This window comes from Streptomyces sp. NPDC005722, assembly GCF_040630935.1.
GTDB lineage: Bacteria > Actinomycetota > Actinomycetes > Streptomycetales > Streptomycetaceae > Actinacidiphila.
On sequence record NZ_JBEXYN010000032.1, the window covers coordinates 88702 to 103255 of the forward strand.

The window sequence follows — 14554 nt, forward strand, 5'->3', positions numbered from 1 at the left end:
CGCACCGCCGCCCTCCGGCGGTGCGTCCGCGACGACCCCCGAACCCTCGACCCCCGAACCGAGACATCCCGAGATCCCGAGCACGTGCGAGAAGACTCCACGGTCTCGACCACGCGAATAGGTGAAGCGCCAGTGGCGAACGAAGCGAAGCTCCGCGAGTACCTCAAGAAGGTCACGACCGATCTCGACGAGGCGTACGGACGCCTGCGGGACATCGAGAGCCAGGCTCACGAGCCGATCGCCGTCACGGCGATGAGCTGCCGCTTCCCGGGCGGCGTACGCTCCCCCGAGGACCTGTGGGACCTGCTCGCCGCCGGCGGCGACGCGCTCACCGCGTTCCCCGCGGACCGGGGCTGGGAGCTCGAGGGGCTCTTCTCGGACGACCCCGACGAACCCGGCACGTCGATCACCCGCGAGGGCGGTTTCCTCGCCGACGCCCCCTCCTTCGACGCCGGGTTCTTCGGGATCTCGCCGCGTGAGGCGCTCGCCATGGATCCGCAGCAGCGGCTGCTGCTGGAGACGGCATGGGAGGCGTTCGAGCGGGCGGGCATCGACCCGGGCACCCTGCGCGGCAGCCAGGCCGGCGTGTACGTCGGGGTCAACGGATCCGACTACCTGACCCCGCTGCTCGAGGCCGCCGAGGACTACGCCGGTCACCTGGGCACCGGGAACGCGGCCAGTGTGATGTCCGGCCGCATCTCGTACACCCTCGGCCTCGAAGGGCCGGCGGTGACCGTCGACACCGCCTGCTCGGCCTCGCTGGTGGCGCTGCACCTGGCGGTGCAGGCGCTGCGGGCGGGGGAGTGCTCGCTGGCGCTGGCCGGCGGCGTCCACGTGATGTCGACGCCGGGCCTGTTCATAGAGTTCTCCCGGCAGCGCGGCCTTGCGCCGGACGGGCGCTGCAAGGCGTTCTCGTCCGGCGCCGACGGCTTCGGCCCGGCGGAGGGCGTGGGACTCCTCCTGCTGGAGCGGCTGTCGGACGCGCGGCGCAACGGCCGCCCGGTGCTGGCGGTGGTGCGGGGTTCGGCGATCAACCAGGACGGCGCGAGCAACGGCCTGACGGCGCCGAACGGTCCCTCGCAGCAGCGGGTGATCCGCGCGGCCCTCACCAACGCGCGCCTCTCGGCGGCCGACGTGGACGTCGTGGAGGCGCACGGCACCGGCACGGCGCTGGGCGACCCGATCGAGGCGCAGGCGCTGCTGGCCACGTACGGCCAGGACCGGCCCGCGGAGCGGCCCTTGCTCCTGGGTTCCGTGAAGTCGAACATCGGTCACACGCAGGCCGCGGCCGGTGTGGCGGGCGTGATGAAGATGGTGTTGGCGATGCGGCATGGTGTGGTGCCGAAGTCGTTGCACGTGGACGAGCCGTCGCCGCATGTGGACTGGACGTCGGGTGCGGTGGCGTTGGCGTCGGACGCGGTGGTGTGGCCGGAGTCGGGGCGTGCGCGGCGGGCGGGTGTGTCGTCGTTCGGGTTCAGTGGGACGAACGCGCACGTGATCGTGGAGCAGGCGCCGGAGCCCGGGGCCGAGGCCGAGCCGGCGACCGAGCCCGAGGTCGCGGGCGCGTCGTTTGCTTCGGATGTGGTGCCGTGGGTGCTGTCGGGCAAGAGTGCGGTGGCGTTGCGGGGCCAGGCGGAGCGGTTGTCGGGCTGGCTTGCGGGTGAGGCTGGTTCGGCGGCGTCGGTGGCTGATGTGGGGTGGTCGTTGGCGTCGTCGCGGGCGGCGTTGGAGCACCGTGCGGTGGTGCTGGGTGACCATGCGGCGGGGTTGTCCGCGGTGGCGCAGGGTGTGCCGGCGGCGGGTGTGGTGACCGGGCGTGTCGTCGGTGGCAAGACGGTGTTTGTGTTCCCGGGCCAGGGCTCGCAGTGGGTCGGCATGGCCGAGGAACTGCTCAATTCCTCGCCGGTGTTCGCTGCCCGGATAGGGGAGTGTGCGCGGGCGCTGGAGCCGTTGACCGGTTGGTCGCTGGTGGATGTGCTGCGTGGTGTGGAGGGCGCTCCGTCGCTGGAGCGCGTGGATGTCGTCCAGCCTGCGCTGTTCGCGGTGATGGTGTCGCTGGCGGAGGTCTGGAAGGCCGCGGGGGTGCGTCCGGCGGCGGTGATCGGGCATTCGCAGGGTGAGATCGCCGCCGCGTGCGTGGCGGGGATCCTGCCGCTGGAGGACGCGGCTCGCGTGGTCGCGTTGCGGAGTCAGGCGATCGGTCGGGTGCTGGCGGGTCTGGGCGGGATGGTGTCGGTGGCGCTGCCCGCGGAGCAGGTACGGGAGCGGATCGCTGCGTGGGGTGAGGAGCGGATCTCCGTTGCCGCGGTGAACGGCCCCTCCTCGGTCGTGGTCTCGGGTGAGGTCGAGGCGCTGGACGAGCTGCTGGCCTCGTGCGAGGCGGACGGGGTGCGGGCGCGGCGGATCGCGGTGGACTACGCGTCGCACTCCGCGCAGGTCGACCTCCTCGAAGAAGAACTCGGGAAGCTTCTGACGCCGATCACCCCTGGTGAGGCGCAGGTGCCGTTCCTGTCGACGGTGACCGGCGAGTGGATGACCGGCCCGGAGTTGGACGGCGGCTACTGGTTCCGCAACCTGCGTCAGACCGTGGAGCTGGAGCAGGCGGTACGCACCCTGCTGGAGCAGGGCTTCGGGGTGTTCATCGAGTCCAGCCCCCACCCCGTCCTGACGGTCGGGCTTCAGGAGACCGTCGAGGACGCGGGCCGTGAGGCTGCCGTCCTGGGCTCGTTGCGCCGCAATGAAGGCGGTCTGGAGCGGTTCTGGCTCTCCCTTGGCGAGGCTTACGTCCACGGCGCGTCCGTGGACTGGCAGGCGGTGTTCGCTGGGACTGGCGCCCGCCACGTCGACCTCCCCACCTACGCCTTCCAGCCGCAGCGGTTCTGGCCCGAGATCACCGCGCGTTCCGAGGCCGACGCGCCGGTGGAGAACACGGTCGACGCCCGCTTCTGGGAGGCCGTCGAACGCGAGGACCTCGACGCCCTCGCGGGCACCCTCGCTCTGGACACGCCGGAAGCGATCGGTTCGTTGGGCGATGTCCTGCCCGGCCTGTCCTCGTGGCGCCGGCAGAGCCGTGAGCAGTCCACCGTCGACGGCTGGCGTTACCACGTGACGTGGAAGCCGGTGCCCGAGCCCGCCTCTGCCCACCTCACCGGCGTATGGCTGCTCGCCGTACCCGACACGCTCACCGGCCCGGAGCAGGAGTGGGCGGGCGCCGTCGAGCGCACGCTCGCCGAGCGCGGGGCGCAGGTGCGTGCCGTGCGCGTCGAGCACGGCACGGCCGAGCGCGAGCAGCTGGCGGCGACCGTGAAGGCCGCACTCGACGACACCGCGCCCAGTGGCGTCCTCTCCCTCCTCGCCCTCGGCGGCGAGGGCGCGTTCGCCGGTGAACTCGCGTTCGTCCAGGCACTCGGCGACGCCGAGGTGACCGCCCCGCTGTGGTGCGTCACCCGTGGCGCGGTCGCCACCGGCCGCTCCGAGCAGGTGACCGATCCCGCGCAGGCACTCGTCTGGGGTCTCGGGCGGGTCGCCTCCATGGAGCAGGGCGGCCGCTGGGGCGGCCTCGTCGACCTACCAGGTACGGACATCGCGGACGACCGTACGCTGGCGCGCCTGGCGGGTGTCCTCGGTGGTGACGGCGCGGAGGACCAGGTCGCGCTGAGGGCTTCCGGGATCCTCGGCCGTCGTCTGGTGCGTGCGCGCCTCGCGGAGACCAGCGCCGTGCGCGAGTGGCGACCGCAGGGGACGGTGCTGGTGACCGGCGGTACGGGCGCGCTCGGCGCGCACGTCGCCCGCTGGCTCGCGTCCAATGGTGCCGACCACCTCCTGCTCGCGAGCCGCCGGGGCGTCGACGCTCCCGGTGCCGCCGAGCTGCGTGACGAACTGACCGCGCTGGGCGCCGAGGTGACCGTCGCCGCCTGCGACGTCGCCGACCGCGACGCCCTTGCCTCGCTCCTCGAAACCGTCCCGGCCGACCGCCCCCTGACCGCCGTCGTCCACGCGGCCGCGGCGGTGGACGACGGGGTCATCGAGGCGCTGAGCCCCGAGCAGGTGGAGGCGGTGCTGCGCGTCAAGGTCGACGCGACGCTGCACCTGCACGAGCTGACCCGGGATCTGGACCTGTCCGCGTTCGTGCTCTTCTCCTCCTTCGCCGCGACCTTCGGCGCGCCCGGCCAGGGCAACCAGGCGCCGGGCAACGCCTTCCTGGACGCGTTCGCCGAGCACCGCAGGGCGGCCGGTCTCCCCGCCACGTCCGTGGCCTGGGGCCCCTGGGGCAGCGGCGAGGGCGACGGCAGCGCGGTGGGCGACCGCATGCGCCGCCACGGCATCCTGACGATGGCGCCGGAGCGCACGCTGTCCGCCCTGCAGCACGCGCTGGACCGGGACGAGACGACGCTGACCGTCGCCGACATGGACTGGAAGCGCTTCACCCTCGCCTTCACCGCGGACCGCGACCGGCCGCTGCTGGGTGAACTGCCCGAGGCCCGGCGTGTGATCGAGTCCGCCGAGCGCGAGTCCGCAGACGACCTGGCGGGGGGCGTGCCGCTCGCCAAGCAGCTCGCCGGTCTCCCCGAGGCCGAGCAGGAGCGCCTGCTCCTCGACCTCGTCCGCACCGCCGTCGCCGCCGTCCTGGGCCACGCGGACCTGTCGGCCGTGGAGGCGAACCGGGCGTTCAAGGAACTGGGCTTCGACTCGCTCACCTCGGTCGAACTCCGCAACCGCCTCGGGGCCGTGAGCGGGCTCAAGCTGCCCGCCAGCCTGGTCTTCGACCACCCGACGCCGGCCGCCGTCGCCGGTTTCCTGCGCGCCGGTGTCGTCCCCGACGCCGCGGCGGGCGGGGCTCCGCTGCTGGAGGAACTGGACAGGCTGGAGGCCGTGCTGCAGCGGGGGACCGGCGACAACGTCGTACGGGCCCGGGTGACGATGCGGCTGCAGTCGCTGCTGGCCAAGTGGAACGAGAGCGACGAGCCGGAGCCGGCCGGTCCGGCGGTGCCGGTGGCGGCGGAGGCCGAGGACGGTGCCGGGGCGGGCTCGTCCGACGGTGTGCTGGACGAGGTGGCGCAGCTCCAGGACGCCAGCGACGAGGAGCTGTTCGCGTTCATCAACAAGGGGCTCGGCCGCGCCTGAACCGCGGTCCGGGGGCCGGGCCGCCGCCCAGTGGCGGCCCGCCCCCCGGAGTTCCCCGGTGCAGCGCCCCCCGGCCCCTTCGGGGGCCCTGAATTCCCGAATCCGGGGCCGTCGCCGTCCCGCCCGGCCCGGGAATTACGGAACAGATGGCGGAGCATTATTGACGGCGGTGTCCTCCGCCGGTCACCATGGTCGACACCCTTTGAATTGCCGCACGGTGGCCATGACCCGTGCAACCTGCGATGCAGGGGTGTGTAGGGGGCCGTTAGGGGTTGTCCGCGGAATCGCGAGCTGAATATTCTGACCGCTGGCCAGCCGATTTGATCACCAAAGAGGCGGCTGAATACCAGATGCGATTCCCGGCTTTCCGATAATTTTCTGACGGCGCCCGCGGCAAATAGGTGGTTGCGTTAAATGGCGAACGAAGAGACGCTGCGGGACTACCTGAAGCTGGTGACGGCGGATCTGCATCAGACGCGTCAGCGGCTGCGCGAGGCCGAGGCCAAGAGCCAGGAACCCATCGCCATCGTGGGCATGGCGTGCCGCTACCCCGGCGGCGCGACCTCCCCCGAGGACCTGTGGCGGATCGCCGCCGAGGGCGTCGACGCGATCTCCGGTTTCCCCGCGGACCGCGGCTGGGACCTGGAGGCGGTGTTCCACCCGGACCCCGACCACCCGGGCACCAGCTACGCCGACCAGGGCGGCTTCGTCTCCGACATCGCCCGCTTCGACCCGTCGCTCTTCGGGATCTCGCCGCGTGAAGCGCTGGCCATGGACCCGCAGCAGCGGCTGCTGCTGGAGACGTCGTGGGAGGCGTTCGAGCGGGCCGGCATCGACCCGACGTCCATGCGCGGCAAGCAGGTCGGCGTCTTCGTCGGCACCAGCAACCACGACTACCTGGCGGCGCTGCTCAGCTCGTCGGAGAACATCGAGGGCTACATCGGCATCGGCAACGCGGCGAGCGTCGCGTCCGGCCGGCTCTCCTACACCCTCGGCCTCGAGGGACCGGCGCTCACCGTCGACACCGCCTGTTCGTCCTCGCTGGTCGCCCTCCACCTGGCCGTCCAGGCGCTGCGCAACGGCGAGTGCACGCTCGCGCTCGCCGGCGGCGCCACGCTGATGTCCGCCCCCGGCACGTTCGTCGACTACAGCAAGCAGCGCGGCCTCGCCGACGACGGCCGCTGCAAGGCGTTCTCCCCGGAGGCCGACGGCTTCAGCCTCGCCGAGGGCGTCGGCGTGCTCCTGGTGGAGCGGCTGTCCGACGCCCGCCGCAAGGGCCACCCCGTCCTCGCCGTGGTCCGCGGGTCCGCCGTGAACCAGGACGGCGCCAGCAACGGCCTCACCGCGCCCAACGGCCCGTCGCAGCAGCGCGTCATCCTGCAGGCGCTCTCCAACGCCCGGCTCACGCCCGACGAGGTCGACGCCGTCGAGGCGCACGGCACCGGCACCAGCCTCGGCGACCCCATCGAGGCACAGGCGCTGATCGCCACCTACGGCCAGGACCGCGCCGACGGCGAGCCGCTGTGGGTCGGCTCGCTCAAGACGAACATCGGCCACGCCCAGGCCGCCGCCGGCGTGGCGGGCGTCATCAAGAGCGTGATGGCGATGCGGCACGGCGTGCTGCCGCGCCTCCTCCACCTGACCGAGCCGACGCCGCACGTCGACTGGGAGGCGGGAGAGGTGTCGCTGCTCGCCGAGGCGCGCCCCTGGCCCGAGGGCGACCGGCCGCGCCGCATCGGTGTCTCGTCCTTCGGCATGAGCGGCACCAACGCGCACATCATCCTGGAGGGCGCCGAGACCGCGTCCGACCGGCCGGAGGCGGCCGAACCCGTTGATCCCATCCGCCAGACGACCGCGCCGGCCGTCCTGCCCGTCGTCCTGTCCGGCCGGACCGAGGCCGTCCTGCGCGCGCAGGCCGCCGCGCTGCACGCCCACGTCACCGCCCGCCCGGACGTCCGCGTCGCCGACGTCGCGTACTCGCAGGCGCTCACCCGGGCCGCCCTCGACCGCCGCGCCGCGGTCGTCGCCGAGGACCGCGACGGACTGCTCGCCGGGCTTGCGGCGCTGGCCGAAGCGGGCACTTCCGCCGACGTCGTCGAGGGGAGCGCCGGCGAGGGCAAGCTCGCCTTCCTCTTCACCGGCCAGGGCAGCCAGCGGCTCGGCATGGGCCGGGAGCTGTACGAGACGTACCCGGCGTTCGCGCAGGCGCTCGACGCGGTGTGCGCGCACCTGGACGCGCACCTCGACCGGCCGCTGAAGGACGTGCTGTTCGGCGAGGACACGGACCTGCTCGACCGGACGGAGTGGACCCAGCCGGCGCTGTTCGCCGTCGAGGTGGCCCTGTTCCGGCTCGTCGAGTCCTGGGGCCTGAGGCCCGACTACCTGGCCGGGCACTCGATCGGCGAGATCGCCGCGGCCCACGTGGCCGGGGTGTTCTCGCTGGAGGACGCGTGCACGCTCGTCGCCGCCCGCGGCCGGCTGATGCAGGCCCTGCCGGGCGGCGGCGTGATGGTCGCGCTCGAGGCGTCGGAGGACGAGGTCCTGCCGCTGCTCACCGACCGGGTGGGCATCGCCGCCGTCAACGGCCCCCGCGCTGTGGTCATCGCCGGTGACGAGGACGCGGCCGACGCCGTCGTGGCGCGGTTCGAGGGCAGGCGGTCCAAGCGCCTGACGGTCAGCCACGCCTTCCACTCCCCGCACATGGACGGCATGCTCGACGCCTTCCGGGAGGTCGTGGCGCGGCTGACGTTCCAGGCGCCCCGCATCGCGGTCGTCTCCCACGTCACCGGCGACCTGGCCGGCGAGGACATGGCCTCCGCCGACTACTGGGTGCGCCACGTGCGCGAGGCCGTCCGCTTCCTCGACGGCGTCCGCCGCCTGGAGGGCCGGGGCGTCACCACCTACCTCGAACTGGGCCCCGGGGGAGTCCTGTCGGCCCTCGGCGAGGAGTGCCGGACCGCCACCGGGCACCGGGCCGCGGCCTTCCTGCCCGCGCTGCGCACCGGCCGTTCCGAGGCCCGGTCGCTGGTGGCGGCCGTCGCCGGCGCCCACGCGCGCGGGCACTCCCCGGACTGGACGGCGCTGTTCGCCGGCACCGGCGCCCACCGCGTCGACCTGCCGACGTACGCCTTCCAGCGCGAGGCGTACTGGCCGCGCGACGCCTTCTCCTACCTGACCGAACTCCCCGAGGACGGCCGGCCCTCCGCCACCGACGCCAGGTTCTGGGAGGTCGTCGACAGCGAGGACCTGGCCGCCCTCGCCGACACCCTCGGCATCGACGGCGACCAGCCGCTCAGCGCCGTGCTGCCCGCCCTGTCGGCCTGGCACCGCCGCCACCGCGACAGCGACCGGATCGACCAGTGGCGCTACCGCGTCCAGTGGAAGCCGCTGACCGGCCTGCCGCCCGGACGGCTCACCGGGCAGTGGCTGCTCGTGCTGCCCGCAGCGCACGAGGACGACCCGTGGGCGCGCGCCGCCCGGGAGATCCTGACCGCGCGCGGCGCCGGCGTGCGCACGCTCGTCCTCGACCCCGCCGCCGACGACCGCGCGGCCGTCGCCCGGCGCCTGGACGAGGACGGCACGGCTTCCGTCGAGTTCGCCGGCGTCCTGTCCCTGCTCGCCCTCGACGAGCGGCCGCACCCCGAGGACCCGGCGCTGCCCGCCGGGCTCGCCGCCACCGCGGCCCTCGTCCAGGCGCTCGGCGACGCCGGCGCCGAGGCGCCGCTGTGGAACGCCACCCGGGGCGCGGTCTCCACCGGCCGCTCCGACCGCCTCACCAGCACCGCCCAGGCCGCGGTCTGGGGCCTCGGCCGCACCGCCGCACTCGAACTGCCCGGCCGCTGGGGCGGCCTGGTCGACCTGCCGCAGACGGCCGACGACCGCGCCGCCGGCCGGCTCGCCGACATCCTCGGCGGCGCGGGCACCGAGGACCACCTCGCCGTGCGCTCCACCGGGGTCCTCGTCCGCAGGCTGGCCCGCGCCGCCCGCCAGGAGGCCCCCGCCGCCGAGTGGACCACCTCCGGCACCGCCCTGGTCACCGGCGGCACCGGGGCCCTCGGCCGGCATGTGGCACGCCTGCTCGCCCGCGCCGGCGCCGGCCACCTCCTGCTGGTCAGCCGCCGCGGCGCGGACGCCGAAGGCACCGGCGAACTCGCCGCCGAGCTGGGCGCCCTGGGCGCCGAGGTCACCTTCGCCGCGTGCGACGTCGCCGACCGCGAGGCCGTCGCCGCCCTGCTCGCGGGCATCCCCGCCGAGCACCCCCTGACCACCGTCGTCCACGCCGCCGGCGTCCTCGACGACGGAGTCCTGGACGCCATGACGCCGCGCCGCCTCGCGGACGTCCTGCGGCCCAAGGCGTACGCCGCGCAGGTCCTGCACGAGCTGACCCGCGACCTCGACCTGTCCGCGTTCGTGCTGTTCTCCTCCGTCGCCTCCACCTTCGGCGCCGCGGGCCAGGCCAACTACGCCGCCGCCAACGCCCACCTGGACGCCCTCGCCGAGCAGCGGCGCGCCGACGGCCTGCCCGCCACCGTGCTCGCCTGGGGCGCCTGGGCCGAGGGCGGCATGGCCACCGGCGAACTCGTCACCGAGCGGCTGCGCCTCGCGGGCCTGCCCGCGCTCCCGCCCGACCTCGCCGTCGCGGCGCTGCGCTCGTCGCTCGCCCTGGACGAGACCTCCGCCGTCGTCGCCGACATCGACTGGCAACGGCTCGCCCCCGGCCTCGCCTCCGTACGCCCCTGCCCGCTGATCGCCGACCTCCCCGAGGCCGCGCAGGCCCTCGCCGCCGCGCCCGGGACGGCCGCCGACCCCGCGGGCGACACCGACACGTTCGCCCACCGGCTGGCCGACGCCCCGGAAGGCGAACGCGACGCCCTCGCCCTGGAGTTCGTCCGCGCCCAGGTCGCGGCCGTCCTCGGCCACGCCGGACCGGAGTCCGTCGACCCCGGCACCGCCTTCCGCGACCTCGGCTTCGACTCGCTGACGGCCGTGGAGATCCGCAACCGCCTGGCCGCCCGCACCGGCCTGCGGCTGCCCGCCACACTGATCTTCGACTACCCCAACTCCCACACCCTCGCGGACTTCCTCCGCGGCGAGGTGCTCGGCGGCCAGGTCACGGACGCGGCCCGCCGCGCCCCCGTCACCACCGCCCCGGCCGCCGGCGACGACCCCATCGCCATCGTCGCGATGAGCTGCCGCTTCCCCGGCGGCGTCCGCAGCCCCGAGGACCTGTGGCAGCTCCTCGCCGGCGGCCGCGACGCGATCACCGGCTTCCCCGCCGACCGCGGCTGGGACCTCGACGGCCTCTACGACCCCGAGGCCGCGGGCGACACCAGCTACGTCCGCGAGGGCGGGTTCCTCCAGGACGCGGGCCACTTCGACCCCGCGTTCTTCGGGATCTCGCCGCGTGAGGCGCTGGCCATGGACCCGCAGCAGCGGCTGCTGCTGGAGACCTCCTGGGAGGCTTTCGAGCGGGCCGGCATCGACCCCACGACCGTCCGCGGCGAGCAGATCGGCGTCTTCACCGGCACCAACGGCCAGGACTACCTGAACGTCATCCTGGCCGCCCCCGGCGGCGCCGAGGGCTTCATCGGCACCGGCAACACCGCGAGCGTGGTCTCCGGCCGCATCTCCTACGTCCTCGGGCTGGAGGGCCCGGCGGTGACAGTCGACACCGCCTGCTCGTCGTCGCTGGTCGCCCTGCACTGGGCGATGCAGGCACTGCGGGCCGGCGAGTGCTCCATGGCGCTGGCGGGCGGCGTCACCGTGATGTCCACGCCCGCCTCCTTCATCGACTTCAGCCGCCAGCGCGGGCTCGCCGAGGACGGCCGGATCAAGGCGTTCGCCGCCGCGGCCGACGGCACGGGCTGGGGCGAGGGCGTCGGCATGCTGCTCGTCGAGCGCCTGTCGGACGCGCGGCGCAACGGCCACCCGGTCCTCGCGCTGGTGCGCGGCTCGGCCGTGAACCAGGACGGCGCCAGCAACGGCCTCACCGCGCCCAACGGCCCGTCGCAGCAGCGCGTGATCCGGCAGGCCCTGGCGAGCGCCGGCCTGGCGGCCGGCGACGTGGACGCCGTCGAGGCGCACGGCACCGGCACCACGCTCGGCGACCCCATCGAGGCCCAGGCGCTGCTGGCCACCTACGGCCAGGACCGCTCGCCCGAACAGCCCCTGTTCCTGGGGTCAGTCAAGTCCAACCTCGGGCACACGCAGGCCGCGGCCGGCGTCGCGGGCATCATGAAGATGGTGCTCGCCATGGAGCACGGCGTGCTCCCCGCGACCCTGCACGTGGACGAGCCCACCCCGCACGTCGACTGGACGACCGGCGACATCAGCCTGCTCACCGACGCACGGGAGTGGCCCGAGACCGGGCGGCCCCGGCGGGCCGGCGTCTCGTCGTTCGGCATCAGCGGCACCAACGCCCACACCATCGTCGAACAGGCCCCGGAGACCGCGGAGTCCGCCGCCCCCGCGACGTACCGTCCCGGCGCGGTGCCGTGGGTGCTCTCCGCCAAGGACGACGAGGCACTGCGCGACCAGGCGCGACGCCTTCACACCCGCGCCGAGGCCGACCCCGCTCTGCGCCCGGAGGACCTGGGACTGTCCCTCGCCACGGGCCGCACCGCCTTCGAACGGCGCGCGGCGGTCGTCGCCGACGACCGTGCGGGACTGCTCGCCGGGCTCGCCTCACTGGCGGACGGCCGGTCCGCCGCGCAGGTCGTGACGGACTCCCCGGCGGCCGGCAAGCTCGCGTTCCTGTTCACGGGCCAGGGCAGCCAGCGGCTCGGCACGGGCCGGGAGCTGTACGCCTCGCACCCGGTGTTCGCGGACGCGCTGGACGCGGTGTGCGCCCATCTGGACCCGCACCTCGAAGCACCCCTGCGGGACGTGCTGTTCGGGGAGGACGCGGAGCTTCTCGACCGGACGGAGTTCACGCAGCCCGCGCTGTTCGCCGTCGAGGTGGCGCTGTTCCGGCTGCTGGAGAGCTGGGGGGTGAAGCCGGACGTCCTGTCCGGTCACTCCATCGGCGAGATCGCCGCCGCGCACGTTGCCGGGGTGTTCTCGCTGGAGGACGCGTGCACGCTGGTGGCGGCTCGCGGCCGTTTGATGCAGGCGCTGCCCACGGGCGGTGTGATGATCGCGCTGCAGGCGTCGGAGGACGAGGTCCTGCCGCTGCTGACGGACCGGGTGAGCGTCGCCGCCGTCAACGGACCGGGGTCGGTGGTGATCGCCGGCGACGAGGACGCCGCCACGGCGGTCGTGGAGCTGTTCGCGGACCGCAGGTCGAAGCGGCTGACGGTCAGCCACGCCTTCCACTCCCCGCACATGGACGGCATGCTCGACGCCTTCCGCGACGTGGTGTCCCGGCTGTCCTTCGAGGTGCCGCGCATCCCGGTCGTCTCGAACCTGACCGGCGCCGTGGTCACCGACGGGATGGCCTCGCCCGAGTTCTGGGTCCGCCACGTCCGTGAGGCCGTCCGCTTCCTGGACGGCGTCCGCGCCCTGGAGGCCGCGGGCGTCACCACGTACCTCGAACTCGGCCCCGACGGCGTGCTGTCCGCCATGGCCCAGGAGTGCGTGACCGGGGAAGGCGCGGCCTTCGTCCCCGTCCTGCGCTCCACCCGCCTTGAGGCCGAGACCGTCACCACCGCAATCGCCGTCGCCCACACCCGGGGCGTCACGGTCGACTGGCAGGCGTACTTCGCCGGCACCGGCGCCCGGCGCGTCGACCTGCCTACCTACGCCTTCCAGCGGCAGCGCTACTGGCCGGCCCTGCCCTCCCTCTACCTCGGCGACGTCGAGGCGATCGGCCTCGACGACACCGCGCACCCGCTGCTGAGCGCCGGGGTCGCCCTCCCGGAGTCCGACGGGATGGTGTTCGCCGGACGGCTCGCCCTGGCCACCCACCCCTGGCTGGCCGACCACGCCATCCTCGGCAGCGTCCTGCTGCCCGGCACGGCCTTCGTCGAGCTCGCGATCCGCGCCGGCGACCAGCTCGGCTGCGACCTGCTGGAGGAACTGACCCTCGAGGCGCCGCTGGTGCTGCCCGAGACCGGCGGCGTCCAACTGCGGCTGTGGGTCGGCGCCGCCGACCAGGCAGGACGCCGTCCGCTCGCCCTGCACTCGCGCCCCGAGGGCGCCGCCGCCGACGAAACGTGGACGCGGCACGCCGCCGGTGTGCTCGGCGAGGGGGGCCGGCCGCAGTCCGCCGCCGACCTCACCGCCTGGCCCCCGGCCGGAGCCCGCCCGCTGGACCTGGACGGCCGGTACGAGGGACTCGACGCCATCGGTTTCGCCTACGGGCCCACCTTCCGCGGCCTGCACGCCGCGTGGCAGCGCGACGACGAGGTCTTCGCGGAGGTACGGCTGCCCCAGGGCGTCGAGGAGGAGGCCCGCCGCTTCGGCCTGCACCCGGCCCTGCTCGACGCGGCCCTGCACGCCATCGGCCTCGGCGGCATCGGCGCCGCCGACGGCCAGGGACGCCTGCCGTTCGCCTGGAGCGGGGTGTCCCTGCACGCGGGCGGCGCCGCCGCGCTGCGGGTACGTCTGACCCCGGCCGGCGCCGAGGGCGTCCGGCTGGAGATCGCGGACGCCTCCGGCGCGCCCGTAGCGAGCGTCGAGTCCCTGGGGCTGCGCCCCGTGACGGCCGGTCAGCTCGCCGCCCGCCCCGCCCACCACGAGTCCGTCTTCCGGACCCGGTGGACCGAACTGCCGGGCCCGGCCGCCCTCACCGACGGCTCCCCGGTCCGCTGGGCAGCCCTTGGCGACGCGGCCCGCGCCCTGCTCGCCGGCACGGACGCGGACACCCACCCCGGCCTCGCGGCGCTGGCCGCGGCCGTCGACGCCGGGGCGGCCGTCCCGGACGAGGTCGTCACCGTCCTCGCCGCCCACCCGGGGACCGTCCCCGCGCCGGTCGTCCACGAGGCCGCGCACGACGCGCTCGCCCTCGCCCAGGCCTGGCTGGCGGACGACCGCTTCGCCGCCTCCCGCCTCGTGGTCGTGACCCGGGGCGCGGCGGCCACCGCCCCGGACGGCGACACGACGGGCGACACGGTCGGCGTGGACGACCTGGCCGCGGCGACCGTGTGGGGCCTGCTCGGCTCCGCGCAGACCGAGAACCCGGGCCGGATCGCCCTCGTCGACATCGACGCCGACGGACACGACAGCACCCGCCAGGCACTGCAGGCGGCCCTCACCAGTGACGAGGAGCGGTTCGCCCTGCGCGGCGGCACCGTACTCGTGCCGCGCCTGGCCCGCGTCGAGAACCGTACGACCGGCGGGGACGACGCCGCCCGCGACCGGGGCCCCGCCTTCGGGCCCGACGGCACGGTGCTCGTCACCGGCGCCACCGGCGCGCTCGGCGGCCTGGTCGCCCGGCACCTGGCCGGCCGCCACGGTGTGCGGCGGCTGCTGCTCGTCGGCAGGCGCGGCG

2 protein-coding genes are annotated in these 14554 nt (G+C 74.8%); both read left to right on the forward strand.

Annotated elements, in window-relative coordinates; genetic code table 11:
• Positions 1 to 84 precede the first annotated feature (84 nt).
• Positions 85 to 5124 (forward strand): type I polyketide synthase, encoded by a 5040-nt coding sequence (locus tag ABZ479_RS29600; protein ID WP_500464412.1) that lies wholly within the window; start codon positions 85 to 87, stop codon positions 5122 to 5124.
• 414 nt (positions 5125 to 5538) lie between these two features.
• The coding region (locus tag ABZ479_RS29605; protein WP_500464413.1) for a type I polyketide synthase at positions 5539 to 14554 on the forward strand (9016 nt) is incomplete at its 3' end.